This window comes from Pseudomonas sp. NFACC42-2 (assembly GCF_900116055.1).
GTDB lineage: Bacteria > Pseudomonadota > Gammaproteobacteria > Pseudomonadales > Pseudomonadaceae > Aquipseudomonas > Aquipseudomonas marginalis.
In genome coordinates this window covers 612,892-628,854 of record NZ_FOZO01000002.1, presented here as the reverse complement: position 1 = coordinate 628,854, position 15,963 = coordinate 612,892, and the positions used below count along the sequence as shown (strand labels likewise).

The following is a 15,963-nucleotide window of genomic DNA, read 5'->3' as shown; positions in this document are numbered from 1 at the left end:
TTGTACCGATGCCGATACAGTTGCATATCTACCCTTCGGAGCTCGGATCATGTCTGTTATCGCGGCTTACAACCCTGCCATCCGTGTACCCAGCGTGCAGGACTTGAAGCCCGCTGCCGAGGCCGAGGAGAAGCTGCCCGTGACCGCGCCGGCGCCTGAAACCAAGGTGATTGAAGGGGTGACGGTGACTATTTCCGCCGCAGCGTTCAAGGCGGCCGGGGCGCCCAAAAGCGCGAATGCCGATATCGACGACAGCGGCCTGGACGATAACGTCAAGGAGGTGCTGAAAATGATCCGCAAGCTGAAACAGCAGATCGCCGAGAAAATGGCTGAGCTTCAGGCGATCGCGGCGGACAAAAGCTTGACCCCGGAGCAGGCCCGGGCCAAGACCGCCAATGTGCAAGGCGCGATCAGTTCGTTGCAGGCAGGTTTGATGACGGCCCAGACCTCTCTGGCCAAAGCGATGAAGACCATGAGCGCCGATGACGCGCTCAAAGCCGCGTCGTTGTCGATGTAACTAGATCACCCGCGAAAACCGCTGCCGGTTCTGGTGCTCCAGGTACGCATCGAACACCATGCAGACCGAACGCACCAGCAGCCGTCCGGCGGGCAGCACGCGAATGCCTTGGGCATCCAGTTCGATCAGGTCGTCTTGCGCCATCGCCTCAAGTTGCGGCCAGACCTCGTCGAAATACCCGCGAAAATCAATGTTGAACGCCTGTTCGATCTGCTCGAAGGCCAGGCTGAACGTGCAGATCAACTGCTGGATCACTTCCCGACGTAACCGATCATCCGTGGTGCACAGCAAGCCACGGCTGGTGGCCAGTTGGGCGCTGGCCAGGGCGTTCTGATAGCCGTTCAGGTCACTGCTGTTCTGGCAATACAGGTCGCCGATCTGGCTGATGGCTGACACGCCGAGCCCGATCAGGTCGCAATGGCCGTGGGTGGTGTAGCCCTGGAAGTTACGTTGCAGCGTGCCTTCTTCCTGGGCAATGGCGAGTTCGTCGTCCGGCAGGGCGAAGTGGTCCATGCCGATATAGCGGTAGCCGGCCTGGGTCAGTTGCTCGATGGTGGTCTGCAGCATCAGCAGCTTGGATTCCGGCGACGGCAGTTCCTCGCTGTTGATCCGTCGTTGGGGCATGAAGCGCTCCGGCAGATGCGCGTAGTTGAACACCGACAGGCGGTCCGGCTGCAGCTTGATCACTTCCTCCACGGTGCGCGCGAAGTTGATCGGCGTTTGCTTGGGCAGGCCGTAGATCAGGTCGATATTGATCGAGCGAAACTGCAGGGTACGCGCGGCGTCGATCACCGCGCGGGTTTCTTCCAGGCTTTGCAGGCGGTTGACCGCGCGCTGCACGTCGGGGTCGAGGTCTTGCAGGCCGATGCTCACCCGGTTGAAGCCCAGTTCACGCAGCAGGCCCATGGTCGCCCAGTCGGCTTCGCGCGGGTCGATCTCGATGCTGTAGTCGCCGGAGTCGTCGTCGAGCAGATTGAAGTGCTGGCGCAGGCTGCCCATGACCTGGCGCAGTTCGTCGTGGCTGAGAAAGGTCGGGGTGCCGCCGCCGAAATGCAGTTGTTCAACCGACTGTTTCGGGTCGAGGTGGCAGGCCACCAACTGAATCTCCTGCTCCAGGCGTTGCAGGTAGGCCTGGGCGCGGCCGCGGTCCTTGGTGATCACCTTGTTGCACGCGCAGTAGTAGCAAATGTTCGCGCAGAACGGCACATGCACATACAGCGACAACGGTCGCGTGGCCTTGCGGCTTTCGCGCAGGGCGTGGAGCAGGTCGAAGGTGCCGACCTGGCTGTCGAATTGTACGGCGGTGGGGTAGGACGTGTAGCGCGGTCCCGCCAGGTCGTAGCGGTGAATCAGATGTGGGTCCCAACGAATGGCGTCGAGCATGCGGGCATTCCCCGGATAGGCTAGTGAGCCGAGTCTAGGGGTGTGGTTGGTAGGGCATCTTGATTTGCATCAACGGGGAGCGGCGCTATGCCACATAGCCTTTTAATGGCCCATCAGCCAGTGCTGGTGCGGACCTGGCAGGGTCCAGATACCGAAAATAATCACCAGCAGGCCACCGGCCATCCGCACGCTGCGCTTGCGCAATAACGCGGTCACGCGTTCGGCCGCCAACCCGGTTGCCAGCAGTACCGGCCAGGTGCCTAAGCCAAAAGCCAGCATCAGCAGCGCACTGTCCAGCGCATTACCCTGGCTGGCGGCCCACAGCAGGGTGCTGTAGACCAGCCCGCACGGCAACCAGCCCCACAGCGCGCCCAGCAGCAGCGCGCGGGGCAGGCTGGATACCGGCAGCAAACGGTTGGCGACGGGCTGTATGCAGCGCCACAGGCCGCGCCCGAGGCTTTCGATACGGGTGAGGCCACTCCACCAACCGGCCAGGTACAGCCCCATGCAGATCAACAGCAACCCGGCGAGCACACGCATGAACAGGGCCGCCGGGCTGTTGGCCAGCGCCCAGCCGGCCAGGCCGATCAATAACCCGGCGCTGGCATAGCTGAGGATGCGCCCCAGGTTGTAGGCCAGCAGCAGGCGGAACCGGCGGCTGCGTTGTTCCTTGGGAATCGCCAGGGTCAGCGCGCCCATCAGGCCGCCGCACATGCCCAGGCAATGGCCGCCGCCCAGCAGGCCGAGGATCAGCGCAGAGACCAGCAGCGGCGCCAGCTCAAGCATGGGGTGGGTCTTTGGGCACGGGCGGTTGCTCGGGGCCGTTGGCTTCGTCGACGGCCGCCAGGTGGTTCGGGTCCTGGTCGTCGAACAGCACGCTGTGGGCCGGGCCGTCGAGGTCGTCGTACTGGCCGCTGTCCACCGCCCAGAAGAAGATGTAGATGGCCACGCCCACTAACAGCAGCGCCGCCGGAATCATCACGTATAGAGCTGGCATCTGCACTCCATGCCCGCGCGGCTCAAGCCGGCAGCGGGCGGGTTACCAAAGGGGCGCTTGTGGCCTGCGCACTCGGCAGGCGAGTCAGGCGCAGGGCGTTGAGCACCACGGTCAACGAACTGAGGGACATGCCGATCGCCGCCCAGATCGGAGTGATCCAACCGAGGGCGGCAAACGGCAGCATAAGGCCATTGTACAGCCCCGCCCACAGCAGGTTTTCAATGATCACCCGGCGGGTGCGCCGCGCCAGGGTGAAGGCCTGCACCAGCGCGTCGAGGCGGTTGGACAGCAGCACCGCATCGGCGCTGGTCTTGGCCAGGTCGGTGGCCGAGCCCATGGCCACGCTGATGTCGGCGGCGGCCAGCACCGGCACATCGTTGACGCCATCGCCGAGCATCAGCACCTTGCGGCCTTCCTTGTGCAACTGTTGCAGCACGTGCAGCTTGTCGTCGGGGCGCAGGCCGCCGTGGGCTTCATCGATGCCCAGTTCAGCGGCGACGCTGGCGACCATCGGCGAACTGTCCCCCGACAGCAGCAGCGTGCGCCAACCACGCGCCTTGCAGGCGGCCAGCAGGGCGGGGGCATCGCTGCGCAGGCGGTCGTCGAGGATGAACCAGGCCAGGGCTCCGTCGCCGTCGCCCAGCAGCAGCCATTGGCCGTCATCCTCCGGAGCGGCGGGAATCGGGCAACCACTGAGTGCACAAACAAACCCCGGCTGGCCGATGCGCAACTGGCGTGTGTCGACACGGCCTTCCAGGCCAAGGCCCGGGGAACTGAGCACCTCGTCGGCGGCCAGCGGCGCACGCCCGAAGGCGCGGGCAATCGGGTGTTCGGAGCGGTTTTCCAGGGCGGCGGCGAGGCCCAGGCACTGGTCGCTGTTCAGAGCGGCCAGGGGCCGGATCGCTTTCAACGCCAGGCGGCCTTCGGTGAGGGTGCCGGTCTTGTCGAAAATCACCGTGTCGATCTGGTTCAGACCTTCAAGCACATGGCCGCGGGTCAACAATAAACCGAGTTTGTGCAAGGTGCCGGTGGCGGCGGTGAGGGCGGTCGGCGTGGCCAGGGACAACGCGCAGGGGCAGGTGGCCACCAGCATCGCCAGCACGATCCAGAACGCCCGCGATGAATCCAGCTCCCACCACAACAGGCCGATCACCGCCGCGGCAATCAACGAACACAACAGGAACCACTGCGCGGCGCGGTCGGCGATCTGCGCCAGGCGCGGCTTCTCGGCCTGGGCCCGCTCCAGCAGGCGTACGATGGCGGACAGGCGGGTCTCGTGGCCCAGGGCGCGCACTTCGACGGTCAACGCACCTTCGACGTTCAGCGTGCCGGCGGTGACGGCATCACCGGTTTGGCGCGGCAGCGGCAGGTATTCCCCGGTGAGCAGCGATTCATCGATGCTGGAGCGGCCGTCGAGGATCACCCCATCTGCCGGCAGAACCGCGCCCGGATGCACCAGCACGCGGTCGCCCAGTGCCAGTTCGCTCAAGAGAATACGTTCGCTCTGGCCATCACCTTTGAGGCGCAGGCATGAAGCGGGCAGCAGGTTGACCAACTGCGCGGTGGCGGCGGCCGTGCGTTCCCGGGCACGGCGTTCCAGGTAGCGACCGGCCAGCAGGAACAGCGCAAACATGCCCACCGCATCGAAATACAACTCGCCCACGCCGGTGATTGCGGTCCAGATCCCGGCCAGGTAAGCCCCGCCAATGGCCAGGGACACTGACACGTCCATGGTCAGGTGACGCGTACGCACGTCGCGCATGGCGCCCTTGAAAAACGGCGCACAGCTGTAGAACACGATGGGGGTGGTCAGAAACATCGCCACCCAGCGCAGGATCACATGCAGCTCGGGGCTCAGGTCGATATTGAATTCCGGCCAGGTGGCCATGGTCGCCATCATCGCCTGGAACCACAGCAGTCCGGCGACCCCCAGCTGACGCAGGGCCAGGCGGTTCTCGCTGGCCAGTTGCTCGGCCGCACGGTCTGCTTGATACGGGTGGGCGGCATAGCCGATATGGCGCAGTTCACTGAGCACCTGGCTCAACGGCAATTGCCCGTCGGCCCAGCGCACCTGCAGGCGATGGTTGGACAGGTTCAGCCGCGCCTCGGCCACGGCGGGCAGGCTGCGCAGGTGTTTCTCGATCAACCAGCCACAGGCAGCGCAACTGATGCCTTCCATCAGCAGGGTGGTTTCGGCGAGCTCGCCTTGATGGTGTACGAAGGGTTTTTGCACGTCGGCGCGGTCATACAACGCCAGTTCATCCACCAGTTGCACCGGCAGCGTCTCGGGGTTGGCCGAGGCTTCGCTGCGGTGCTGGTAATAGCTTTCCAGCCCACCGGCCACAATGGCTTCGGCCACGGCCTGGCAGCCGGGGCAGCACAGCTCGCGGCGCTCGCCGAGGATCACGGCGGTGAACCGACTGCCGGACGGGACCGGCAGGGCGCAGTGGTAGCAGGGGGTTGGGCTGGTCATGGGCGCCGCTATTTTTTCAGGTCTTCAGCACCCAGCAATGGCTCGTCACCCAGCAGCAAGTCCTTGTCGTGGCTGACTTCCTCTTCCTCGAACAGGCGCCAGGTCTTGTCGCCCTCCACACCCAGCAATTCCACGAAGCGGCGGCCTTCGACCTTGTCGGTGACCTGGCCGATGTAGCGGCCCGGTTCGCTGTCGCTGCGGGTCAGGTTGATCTTGCGATCCTTCTCCGGCTGGGTCGGGGAGATGAGGTTCAGTTCCAGGGTGTTCGGGTTGCTGTAGCCGGTGAGTTGCAGCTCGACTTCGCCGGTCAGTTCATCCAGGTGCAGCTTGGCGCGCAGTTGCAGGGGCTGGGCCAGCCGTTCGCGGTCCAGGGAGCGGTTGATGCCTTTGCCGGCCTCGTAGTAGTTGTCGTTGACCAGGTTGTCCGGGTTGTTCACCGCGATGGTCACCATGGACAAGGTCAAGGTCACCGAGCAGGCCAGGATCCCAATGATGATCCAGGGCCAGAGGTGCTTGTACCAGGGGCTTGCGGCAGTGGCTACGGGCATTGTTCAGTTCTCTCGTTATCGAACTTGTGGGCCGATGAATCGGCTCTTGGCTTCAACATGGACGCTGGCGTCATCGGCATCGGTGAGGATGAATTTCACCTCGTTGGTACTCGACGGCAGTTGCTCCGGCGCACTCGACAGCTCCACCGGCATGCTGACGATATCGCCCGCCGCCACTCTGATTTCACGTCGGCCTTGCAGCTTGAGGTCCGGCAGGCCGGCGGCGTCGAGCACGTAGGTGTGATCGCGCTGGTCCTTGTTCATGATCTTCAGGCTGTAGACGTTTTCGATGCGCCCTTCGGCGTTTTCGCGGTACAGCACGCGGTCCTTGCTCACGTCGAAGCCCACCAGCGAACGCATGAAGAACGCCCCGGCCAACAGGCTGATCATCGCCAGCAACACCAGGGCATAACCGATCAGGCGTGGGCGCAACTTGTGGGTTTTCTGCCCCGACAGGTTGTGCTCGGTGGTGTAGCTGATCAGGCCGCGCGGGTATTCCATCTTGTCCATGATGGTGTCGCAGGCGTCGATACAGGCGGCGCAACCGATGCACTCGATTTGCAGGCCGTCGCGGATGTCGATACCGGTAGGGCATACCTGGACGCACATCGTACAGTCGATGCAGTCACCCAGGCCCTGGGCCTTGTAGTCGGTGCCTTTTTTACGCGGGCCACGCACTTCGCCACGGCGTGGATCGTAGGAAACGATCAGGGTGTCCTTGTCGAACATCACGCTCTGGAAGCGTGCATACGGGCACATGTAGATGCACACCTGCTCGCGCAGCCAGCCGGCGTTGCCATAGGTGGCGAGGGTGAAGAAGCCGACCCAGAAATACGACCAGCCGTCGGCCTGGCCGGTGAAGAAGTCGAACACCAGTTCGCGGATCGGCGAGAAGTAGCCGACGAAGGTCATGCCGGTGACAAAACCGATCAACAGCCACAGGGTGTGCTTGCTGAATTTGCGCAGGAACTTGTTGGCCCCCATGGGCGCCTTGTCCAGCTTGATGCGCTGGTTGCGGTCGCCTTCAGTGACCTTTTCGCACCACATGAAGATCCACGTCCACACGCTTTGCGGGCAGGTATACCCGCACCATACGCGGCCGGCGTACACCGTGATGAAGAACAGGCCAAACGCCGCGACGATCAGGATGCCTGACAGCAGGATGAAGTCCTGGGGCCAGAAGGTCGCGCCGAAAATAAAGAACTTACGTTCCGGCAGGTTCCACCACACCGCCTGGTGGCCGCCCCAGTTCAGCCACACCGTGCCGAAGTAGAGCAGGAACAGACCGGCGCCGCCGAGCATGCGCAGGTTGCGGAACAGGCCGGTGAAGGCGCGGGTGTAGATTTTTTCGCGCGAGGCGTACAGGTCGACAGTCTTGGTGTCAGCACTGCTGGCGTTTTTGGCAGGCGGGGTAACGTCATGTACCGGTATCTGGTTGCTCATCATTGCATCCCACGGCGGTGGAGATTTGCCTCGGCCAGTACGTGCCAACCGGGGTCAAATTAAGGGTCTTGCAGTGGCGTAATGATACGCCCCCGATGGAGCTCAAAGGGTGCGACCTTTGGTCGCGTTGGGGGAAATCAATTGATGGTGTACGTGATCTGGATCAATTGACTTGGGAAGTATGGACGGTTTTCGTGGAGGAGGCGGTCATTCGTCCCAAGGATTGATCAGTGGAACGCCGCTGGATTTGAAGTCGCTGACGTTGCGCGTGACAACCGTGAGCCCATGCACCAGCGCGGTCGCGGCAATTAATGCGTCACTTTCATTGGCGCGGTCCGGCACATGCAAGTGTGCGCAACGCAACGCGACTGCCGCATCGACGGGCAGGATTCTGGCATCAAAGGCCGGCATCACATGCCGCTTGAGCCAGGTTCGCAACACCTTCCCCTGAGCCGGGTCGCGCCGCTCAATGCGCAAGACCCCGGTTTCCAATTCTTTCAGGGTGATTGCCGAAATAAACATACGCGGTGCGATGACACTTTTGGCCCAGGCGACCACGTTTGCATCAGCCTGGGGTTTACGCAGTTCAGAGATTACGTTGGTGTCGAGCAGATACATCAAGAGAGGTCCACGGGTCGATGAGTGATCACTGCACGTTCGGTTTCAAAGTCGATATCGGCCGCTTCCGGCATCACCAGCAGGTCAACGAGGTTGGCATTGAGGCCTGTCAGCTTTTGGTAGTCCTCAATGCTTAGCAGTACATGGGCAGGCTTGCCGCGATCGGTGATAAAAACCGGGCCTTGGCGAGCGGCTTTTTTGGCACCGCTTGTGTCTTGATTGAATTCGCGACTGGAAATAATGGTGAAAGTCATGGTGCGCCTCCCCTGGAGCGGGTTGAATGTAGTTACGTTACTACTTGGCCTTGGCAAGCCACAAGCCTAAAGCTACAAGCGGTCAACGTGCTTTTCCCATGGGGGGTGTCACGGCCTTGGAAATGAAAAAGCCCCGCCAGCTTTCGCTGGGCGGGGCTCTTTTGTTTCCGAGAGCCTTACTGCTCTTCGGCCTTCTTATCCCCATGGGACAAGCTGTAAACATACGCCGCGAGCAAGTGCACCTTGTCGTTGCCCTGCAGTTGCTCCTGCGCAGGCATCTGGCCCTGGCGGCCCCAACGGATGGTCTGCTGCAGTTGGGCGAAGCTCGAACCGTAGATGAATGCACCCGGGTGGGTCAGGTCCGGCGCGCCCATGGCGGGAGTGCCCTTGCCGGCCGGGCCGTGGCAGGCCACGCAGTTGGCGGCGAAGAGTTTCTCGCCGTTGGCCACATCGGCTTTCACGCCTTCCGGCAGCTTGCGGCCGTCGAGGTTGGTGACGACGAACGCGGCGACGTCGCTGACGCCTTGCTCCTTGAGGATGTCCAGCCAGGCCGGCATGACGGCATGACGGCCCTTCATGATGGTTTCCTTGATGGTGGCCGGTTCGCCCCCCCAGCGCCAATCGGCGTCGGTCAGGTTGGGGAATCCATAGGCGCCCTTGGCGTCGGAGCCGTGGCATACCGAGCAGTTGGAGGCGAACAGGCGACCGCCCATCTTCAAGGCTTGCGGGTCCTTGGCGACATCTTCAATCGGCATCGACGCGAATTTGGCGAAGATCGGCCCGAACTTGGCGTCCGACCTGGCCATTTCCTTTTCCCATTCGTGCACGCCGGTCCAGCCGGTCTGGCCGTTGGCGAACGGGGTTTGCTTGTCGTTGTCGAGGTAGTTGTAGCCCGGCAGCAGGCCTTTCCAATTGCCCAGGCCGGGGTAGAGCACCAGGTAGCCAAGGGCGAAGACGATGGTGCCGACGAACAGCATGAACCACCACTTGGGCAGCGGGTTGTCGTACTCCTCGATGCCGTCGAACGAGTGGCCGACGGTCTCGTCGGTCTGCTCGGCGCGCTGGCCCTTGCGGGTCGACAGCAGCAGCCAGGTCAAGGCGAAGATGGTACCCAGGCTGAGGACTGTGACGTACAGACTCCAGAACGTAGTCATTCTTTGTTACTCCTAGAAGCTTGCTCGACGTGCTTGATGGCTTCGGGATCATCCGCAAAGGGCAACATGGTCGCGTCGTCAAACTCCGACTTGCGCCGGGGACTGAACACCCACAGCGCCAGGCCGATAAAGGCCACCATCACCACGACGGTGCCCAGGCCTCGAATCATCCCGATATCCATGAAGAATCACCGTTTGCTTTTGATGATGGTGCCCAGGCCTTGCAGGTAGGCCACCAATGCGTCCATTTCGGTCTTGCCCTTCACGGCTGCGGCTGCACCGGCGATGTCTTCGTCGGTGTAGGGCACGCCCAGGGTGCGCAGGACTTCCATCTTCTTCGCGGTGTCCTTGCCGTCGAGCTTGTTTTCCACGAGGAACGGATACGCCGGCATTTTCGACTCAGGCACCACGTTGCGCGGGTTGTACAAGTGCGCACGTTGCCAGTCATCGGAGTAACGCCCGCCGACACGGGCCAGGTCCGGGCCGGTGCGCTTGGAACCCCACAGGAACGGGTGGTCCCACACGCTTTCACCGGCGACCGAGTAGTGGCCGTAGCGTTCGGTTTCGGCACGGAACGGGCGGATCATCTGCGAGTGGCAGCCGACACAGCCGTTGGCGATATAGACGTCGCGGCCTTCCAGTTCAAGGGCGGTGCGTGGCTTCATGCCTTCGACCGGCTTGTTGGTCACGTCCTGGAAAAACAGCGGAACGATCTGGGTCAGGCCACCGATGCTCACGGCGATGACCATGAAGAAGGCCAGCAGGCCGATATTCTTCTCGACGACTTCATGCTTCATCAGTGGGCTCCCACAACGGCGATCTTGGCGGCGGCTTCGGCTTCTGCCGGGTCCGAGGCACGCACGGTGCGCCAGACGTTGTAGGCCATTAACAGCATGCCGCTGGCAAAGAACGCACCTCCCAGGGCGCGGACGATGAAGCCAGGGTGGCTGGCTTGCAGCGCTTCGACGAAGGAGTAGGTGAGGGTGCCGTCATCGTTGATCGCACGCCACATCAGGCCCTGGGTGATGCCGTTGACCCACATCGAGGCGATGTAGAGCACGGTGCCGATGGTGGCCAGCCAGAAGTGCGCGTTGATCAGCCCGACACTGTGCATCTGCACACGGCCGAACAGTTTGGGAATCATGTGGTACAGCGCGCCGATGGAGATCATCGCTACCCAGCCGAGGGCGCCGGCGTGTACGTGGCCGATGGTCCAGTCGGTGTAGTGGGACAGCGAGTTGACGGTCTTGATCGCCATCATCGGCCCTTCGAAGGTCGACATGCCGTAGAACGCCAGGGACACCACCAAAAAGCGCAGGATCGGGTCGGTGCGCAGCTTATGCCAGGCGCCCGACAGGGTCATCATGCCGTTGATCATGCCGCCCCAGCTCGGGGCCAGCAGGATGATCGACATCGCCATGCCCAGGGACTGGGCCCAGTCCGGCAATGCGGTGTAGTGCAGGTGGTGCGGGCCGGCCCAGATGTACAGGGTGATCAGCGCCCAGAAGTGCACGATGGACAGGCGATACGAGTAAATAGGCCGTTCGGCCTGTTTCGGCACGAAGTAGTACATCATCCCCAGGAAACCGGTGGTGAGGAAGAAGCCTACGGCGTTGTGGCCGTACCACCACTGGATCATCGCATCCGTCGCCCCGGCGTAAGCCGAGTAGGACTTGAACAGGCTGACCGGCAACGAGGCGTGGTTGACGATGTGCAGCATCGCCGTCACCAGGATGAAGGCCCCGTAGAACCAGTTGCCCACATAGATGTGCTTGGTCTTGCGCTTGACGATGGTGCCGAAGAACACCACTGCGTAGGTCACCCAGACGATGGCCAGCAGAATCGCGATCGGCCATTCCAGCTCGGCGTATTCCTTGGTCGTGGTGTAGCCCAGCGGCAAGGTGACGATGGCGCCGACGATCACCGCTTGCCAACCCCAGAAGGTGAAGGCCGCGAGGCTGTCGGAGATGAGTCGCGTCTGGCAGGTTCGCTGCACGACATAGTAGGAGGTGGCAAACAATGCACATCCGCCGAAGGCGAAGATCACCAGGTTGGTGTGCAGCGGGCGCAGGCGGCCGAAGGTTGTCCATGGCAGACCGAAATTCAATTCCGGCCAAACCAGTTGCGAGGCGATGAACACCCCGAGCCCCATGCCAAGGATCCCCCAGACCACCGTCATGATGGCGAACTGGCGGACTACCTTATAGTTATAAGCAGTCGGACTGATTGCTGTGCTCATTCTAAGGTTCCACGGTTTAGGTTTTTTTATAGGTAAAATTCGGCCGCAAGTATGTAGAAAGCAAGGGGCCATTGCAACGCAAGGCTGACCTGTGTCAATGCGTTCCACGCCAGATTCTGCGCCCTTTCCATGTTTGGCGTAAGGATAAAATCCGAAATCGAAAGCTGATCGAGTGGACAGGAAATTTCGGGGGTCGCAACGACTGTCGTCGCGTACGCCAGGATCGGTCCGCTGTGCAAGCAAGCGTAGACCCGAATGGCAGGAGGGGAAAGGTGTGCTTTGGAAGGGTGCGACACTTGGTCGCGTAGCGCGGTAGAGCTGCCGCCCCAGATTGGGGCGGCAGTCAGGTGTTACTGGGCTGGGCTTTCTGGCGTTGCGCCATCGGCGTTATGGGACAGGCTGTAAACGTAGGCGGCGAGCAGGTGCACTTTGTCGTTGCCCTGCAGCACTTCCTGGGCAGGCATCTGGCCTTGGCGGCCGTGGCGAATGGTCTGCTGCAACTGCGCGAGGCTGGTGCCGTAGATGTAGCCGGCGGGCAGGGTCAGGTTCGGCGCGCCCATGGCTTCCATGCCGTGGCCCTGCGGACCATGGCAGGCCACGCAGGTGGTGTTGAATGCGGCTTGCCCTGCGGCCAGGTCGGCGGTGCTGTCGGCCGGCAATGGCAACTTGGCCAGGTCGTGGCGCACATAGGCGGCGACGTTTTTCACGCCGTCGTCGCCGAGCATGTCGCCCCAGGCCGGCATCGCCGCGTGGCGACCGTTCATGATGGTGGTCTTGATCGCTTCGGCCGAACCGCCCCAACGCCAGATGTTGTCAGCCAGGTTGGGAAAGCCGAATGCGCCCTTGGCATCCGAGCCGTGGCACACCGCGCAGTTGGAGGCGAACAGACGGCCGCCCATTTTCAACGCTTGCGGGTCTTTCGCGACTTGTTCCACGGGCATGGCCGAGAATTTGGCGAAGATCGGTCCGAACTTGGTGTCGGCCTTGGCCATCTCCTTGTCCCACTCCTTGGCCGAGGTCCAGCCGTCTTCATAGCCCGGCAACACGCCTTTCCAGTTGCCCAGGCCCGGATAGAGGACCAGGTAGCCGACCGCAAACACCAGGGTGCCGGCAAACAACATGAACCACCACTGGGGCAGGGGGTTGTCGTATTCCTCGATACCGTCGAAGGCGTGGCCCATGGTCTGGTCGACGCTGCCCTTGGTCTCGCCCTTGCGGGTGCCGATCAACAGCCAGGTCAGGCCGATCAGGCTGCCGAGGGTCAGTACGCAGATCCATGTACTCCAAAAGGTAGTCATGGCCGGTTGCTCCTTGTTACAGGCTCTTCTTGAGCGTCGGTTGGAGAGGGTTCATCGGCGAAGGGCAGCAGGCGCGCCTGCTCGAATTCCGCATTGCGCCGGTTGTTGAACACCCACAGCGACAGGCCGATAAAGGCGATGGCGACCACCAGCGTGCCAAGGCCGCGGATGGTGCCCGCATCGAATTCAAATCCCATGGCTCACCTCTTGCTCTTGATGGCAGTGCCGAGTACTTGCAGGTACGAAACCAGCGCGTCCATTTCGGTCTTGCCCTTGAGGCTGGCCACGGCGCCACTGATGTCGTCGTCGGTGTACGGCACGCCGAGGGTGCGCATCACTTTCAACTTGGTCTCGGTGTGGCTGCTGTCGACCGCCGCCGTGACCAACCACGGGTAGGCCGGCATTTTCGACTCGGGCACGACGTTGCGCGGGTTGTACAAGTGCGCGCGGTGCCAGTCGTCCGAGTAGCGCGCGCCGACGCGCGCCAGGTCTGGCCCGGTGCGCTTGGAGCCCCACAGGAACGGGTGGTCCCACACGCTTTCACCGGCCACCGAGTAGTGGCCGTAGCGCTCGGTCTCGGCGCGGAACGGGCGGATCATCTGCGAGTGGCACTGTACGCAGCCTTCGCGGATGTAGATGTCGCGGCCTTCCAGTTGCAGCGCGGTGTAGGGCTTCATGCCTTCGACCGGCTTGTTGGTCACGTCCTGGAAGAACAGCGGGACGATCTGGGTCAGGCCGCCGATGCTCACGGCGAGCACCATGAGCAGCATCAGCAGGCCGACGTTCTTTTCAATCGTTTCGTGTTTCATCACAGACTCCTCAGGCCATCTGCGCGACAGGGGCGGCTTCGACAGGTTGTGCCGAGCGCACGGTGCGCCATGTGTTGTAAGCCATCAGGAACATGCCGCTGAGGAACACCGCACCGCCCACCAGCCGCACGATGAAGCCTGGGTGGCTGGCCACCAGGGTTTCGACGAAGGAGTAGGTCAAGGTGCCGTCTTCGTTGATCGCACGCCACATCAGGCCCTGGGCGATGCCGTTGACCCACATCGAGGCGATGTAGAGCACGGTGCCGATGGTGGCCAGCCAGAAGTGCGCGTTGATCAGGCCGAGGCTGTACATCTGCTCGCGACCGAAGACTTTCGGGATCATGTGGTACAGCGCGCCGATGGAGATCATCGCTACCCAGCCGAGGGCGCCGGCGTGTACGTGGCCGATGGTCCAGTCGGTGTAGTGGGAGAGGGCGTTGACGGTCTTGATCGCCATCATCGGACCTTCGAAGGTCGACATGCCGTAGAACGCCAGGGACACCACCAGGAAACGCAGGATCGGGTCGCTGCGCAACTTATGCCAGGCACCCGACAGGGTCATCATGCCGTTGATCATGCCGCCCCAGCTCGGCGCCAGCAGTACCAGCGACATCACCATGCCCAGGGACTGTGCCCAGTCCGGCAGCGCGGTGTAGTGCAGGTGGTGAGGACCGGCCCAGATGTACAGGGTGATCAGCGCCCAGAAGTGCACGATGGACAGGCGATAGGAATACACCGGGCGCTCGGCCTGTTTCGGCACGAAGTAGTACATCATCCCGAGGAAGCCGGCGGTGAGGAAAAAGCCTACCGCGTTATGCCCATACCACCACTGCACCATGGCATCCGTCGCACCGCCGTACAGCGAGTAGGACTTGGTCAGGCTGACCGGGATTTCCAGGTTGTTGACGATGTGCAGGATCGCCACGGTGATGATGAACGCGCCGAAGAACCAGTTACCGACGTAGATATGCTTGGTGTTGCGCTTCATCACCGTGCCGAAGAACACGATGGCGTAGGCCACCCAGACGATGGTGATCAGGATGTCGATCGGCCATTCCAGCTCGGCGTATTCCTTGGAACTGGTGTAGCCCAGGGGCAAGCTGATCGCGGCCAGGAGGATGACAAGTTGCCAGCCCCAGAAGCAGAACGCGGCGATTTTCGGCGCGAACAGCTGGGTTTGGCAGGTACGCTGCACCGAGTAGAAGGAGCTGGCGAACAGCGCACAGCCACCGAACGCGAAGATCACCGCGTTGGTGTGCAGCGGGCGCAGGCGGCCGAAGCTGGTCCAGGGCAAGTCGAAGTTGAGCGCGGGCCAAACCAATTGGGCGGCGAGAAAAACCCCGAGCCCCATGCCGACGATGCCCCACACCACCGTCATAATGGCGAATTGGCGGACCACCTTGTAGTTATAGGCGGTACTTAAAGTAGTGTTCATGGTTCCCCATCCACGGTTCAACCCAAGCAGATGCGGCACTTGGGCTGGAGTTATAGGCAGACTGAATAGCGAGGCAAGCATGGGCAAAGAGCACAAGGCCAGTATTGACGGGGATCAATGGGCGCAGTGTGTGCGGGAACACGGTTGGCTTTGGGATGTCGCGTCGGGCGTTGCTTCGGGTGATTGCGTGACGTTGATCCTGGCCCATGGTGCCGGCGCACCGATGGACTCATCCTTCATGAACGACATGGCTGCACGCCTTGCCGGGCATGGCGTCAACGTGTTGCGCTTCGAGTTTCCCTACATGGCCCAGCGCCGGGTGGACGGCGGCAAACGCCCGCCCAACCCGGCGCCAAGACTGCTGGAAGCCTGGCGCGGGGTGTATGCCGAGGTGCGACGTCATGTCGCTGGGAAACTGGCCATTGGCGGCAAGTCCATGGGCGGGCGGATGGCGAGTCTGTTGGCGGATGAAGTGGCCGCCGATGGGCTGGTGTGCCTGGGTTATCCGTTTTATGCGGTGGGCAAGCCGGAGAAACCACGTGTAGCGCATTTGGCCGGATTGAAGACGCCGACGTTGATTGTGCAGGGCGAGCGCGATGCACTGGGCAATCGGGCGGCGGTGGAAGGGTATGACTTGTCGCCGAGCATCGAAGTGATGTGGCTGGTGGCGGGGGATCATGACTTGAAGCCGTTGAAGGCTTCGGGGTTTACGCATGAGCAGCATTTGGAGGCTGCGGCCGTGCAAGTGGCTGAGTTTCTCAGCGTCTGTTAGGGCCAATCGGGAGCAAGCCCCCA

General features: G+C 62.3%; 18 protein-coding genes. 2 read left to right on the top strand and 16 right to left on the bottom strand.

The window, feature by feature from the left end; all coding sequences use genetic code 11:
• Positions 1 to 49: 49 nt before the first annotated feature.
• Positions 50 to 517 (top strand): hypothetical protein, encoded by a 468-nt coding sequence (locus BM416_RS06740; protein ID WP_092355340.1) that lies wholly within the window; start codon positions 50 to 52, stop codon positions 515 to 517.
• Here BM416_RS06740 and hemN read toward each other — a convergent pair whose 3' ends face one another.
• From hemN to ccoN (BM416_RS06660), 16 genes are all read right to left on the bottom strand, one after another.
• The gene (gene hemN / locus BM416_RS06735) at positions 518 to 1,900 is read right to left on the bottom strand and encodes an oxygen-independent coproporphyrinogen III oxidase (RefSeq protein WP_092486716.1); all 1,383 of its coding nucleotides are present in this window, start codon (positions 1,898 to 1,900) and stop codon (positions 518 to 520) included.
• Between the two features lie 102 nt (positions 1,901 to 2,002).
• Entirely contained in the window at positions 2,003 to 2,686 is a 684-nt protein-coding gene (locus BM416_RS06730; protein WP_092486713.1) for a sulfite exporter TauE/SafE family protein, read from the bottom strand.
• Entirely contained in the window at positions 2,679 to 2,897 is a 219-nt protein-coding gene (gene ccoS / locus BM416_RS06725; protein ID WP_027603726.1) for a cbb3-type cytochrome oxidase assembly protein CcoS, read from the bottom strand. Before ccoS ends, BM416_RS06730 begins: the two co-directional genes overlap by 8 nt.
• A gap of 22 nt (positions 2,898 to 2,919) precedes the next feature.
• Positions 2,920 to 5,370 carry a heavy metal translocating P-type ATPase gene (locus tag BM416_RS06720; protein ID WP_092486710.1) on the bottom strand — a complete coding sequence of 817 codons (2,451 nt, stop codon included), beginning with the start codon at positions 5,368 to 5,370 and terminating at the stop codon, positions 2,920 to 2,922.
• Positions 5,371 to 5,378: 8 nt separating this feature from the next.
• A complete protein-coding gene (locus tag BM416_RS06715; protein WP_092486708.1) occupies positions 5,379 to 5,918 on the bottom strand; it encodes a FixH family protein in 540 nt (179 codons plus the stop codon).
• 15 nt (positions 5,919 to 5,933) lie between these two features.
• On the bottom strand, positions 5,934 to 7,361 hold the full coding sequence (gene ccoG / locus BM416_RS06710) for a cytochrome c oxidase accessory protein CcoG (RefSeq protein ID WP_027603729.1): 1,428 nt from the start codon (positions 7,359 to 7,361) through the stop codon (positions 5,934 to 5,936).
• A gap of 207 nt (positions 7,362 to 7,568) precedes the next feature.
• Positions 7,569 to 7,979: a type II toxin-antitoxin system VapC family toxin gene (locus tag BM416_RS06705; protein ID WP_053132925.1), complete on the bottom strand. Its 411-nt coding sequence runs from the start codon at positions 7,977 to 7,979 to the stop codon at positions 7,569 to 7,571.
• Positions 7,979 to 8,233 (bottom strand): type II toxin-antitoxin system Phd/YefM family antitoxin, encoded by a 255-nt coding sequence (locus BM416_RS06700; RefSeq protein WP_092486705.1) that lies wholly within the window; start codon positions 8,231 to 8,233, stop codon positions 7,979 to 7,981. Before BM416_RS06700 ends, BM416_RS06705 begins: the two co-directional genes overlap by 1 nt.
• A gap of 176 nt (positions 8,234 to 8,409) precedes the next feature.
• On the bottom strand, positions 8,410 to 9,387 hold the full coding sequence (gene ccoP / locus BM416_RS06695; protein ID WP_027603732.1) for a cytochrome-c oxidase, cbb3-type subunit III: 978 nt from the start codon (positions 9,385 to 9,387) through the stop codon (positions 8,410 to 8,412).
• Positions 9,384 to 9,569 (bottom strand): CcoQ/FixQ family Cbb3-type cytochrome c oxidase assembly chaperone, encoded by a 186-nt coding sequence (locus BM416_RS06690; protein WP_003193169.1) that lies wholly within the window; start codon positions 9,567 to 9,569, stop codon positions 9,384 to 9,386. Before BM416_RS06690 ends, ccoP (BM416_RS06695) begins: the two co-directional genes overlap by 4 nt.
• Positions 9,570 to 9,575: 6 nt before the next feature.
• Positions 9,576 to 10,184 (bottom strand): cytochrome-c oxidase, cbb3-type subunit II, encoded by a 609-nt coding sequence (gene ccoO, locus BM416_RS06685; RefSeq protein ID WP_003193167.1) that lies wholly within the window; start codon positions 10,182 to 10,184, stop codon positions 9,576 to 9,578.
• Complete coding sequence (gene ccoN, locus BM416_RS06680) at positions 10,184 to 11,626, bottom strand: cytochrome-c oxidase, cbb3-type subunit I (RefSeq protein WP_027603733.1); 1,443 nt, start codon at positions 11,624 to 11,626, stop codon at positions 10,184 to 10,186. The genes ccoO (BM416_RS06685) and ccoN (BM416_RS06680) overlap by 1 nt, the downstream gene beginning before the upstream one ends.
• A gap of 350 nt (positions 11,627 to 11,976) precedes the next feature.
• On the bottom strand, positions 11,977 to 12,924 hold the full coding sequence (gene ccoP / locus BM416_RS06675; RefSeq protein WP_065940645.1) for a cytochrome-c oxidase, cbb3-type subunit III: 948 nt from the start codon (positions 12,922 to 12,924) through the stop codon (positions 11,977 to 11,979).
• A complete protein-coding gene (locus tag BM416_RS06670; protein ID WP_027603735.1) occupies positions 12,921 to 13,121 on the bottom strand; it encodes a cbb3-type cytochrome oxidase subunit 3 in 201 nt (66 codons plus the stop codon). Before BM416_RS06670 ends, ccoP (BM416_RS06675) begins: the two co-directional genes overlap by 4 nt.
• Positions 13,122 to 13,124: 3 nt before the next feature.
• The gene (gene ccoO / locus BM416_RS06665) at positions 13,125 to 13,733 is read right to left on the bottom strand and encodes a cytochrome-c oxidase, cbb3-type subunit II (RefSeq protein ID WP_017735321.1); all 609 of its coding nucleotides are present in this window, start codon (positions 13,731 to 13,733) and stop codon (positions 13,125 to 13,127) included.
• 10 nt (positions 13,734 to 13,743) lie between these two features.
• Positions 13,744 to 15,168 carry a cytochrome-c oxidase, cbb3-type subunit I gene (ccoN, locus tag BM416_RS06660; protein WP_092486702.1) on the bottom strand — a complete coding sequence of 475 codons (1,425 nt, stop codon included), beginning with the start codon at positions 15,166 to 15,168 and terminating at the stop codon, positions 13,744 to 13,746.
• A gap of 79 nt (positions 15,169 to 15,247) precedes the next feature.
• On the opposite strand from ccoN (BM416_RS06660), the gene BM416_RS06655 reads away from it, so the two are divergent.
• Positions 15,248 to 15,940, top strand: coding sequence for an alpha/beta family hydrolase (locus BM416_RS06655; protein ID WP_092486699.1), 693 nt, complete (start codon positions 15,248 to 15,250; stop codon positions 15,938 to 15,940).
• The last annotated feature ends 23 nt before the right edge of the window (positions 15,941 to 15,963 follow it).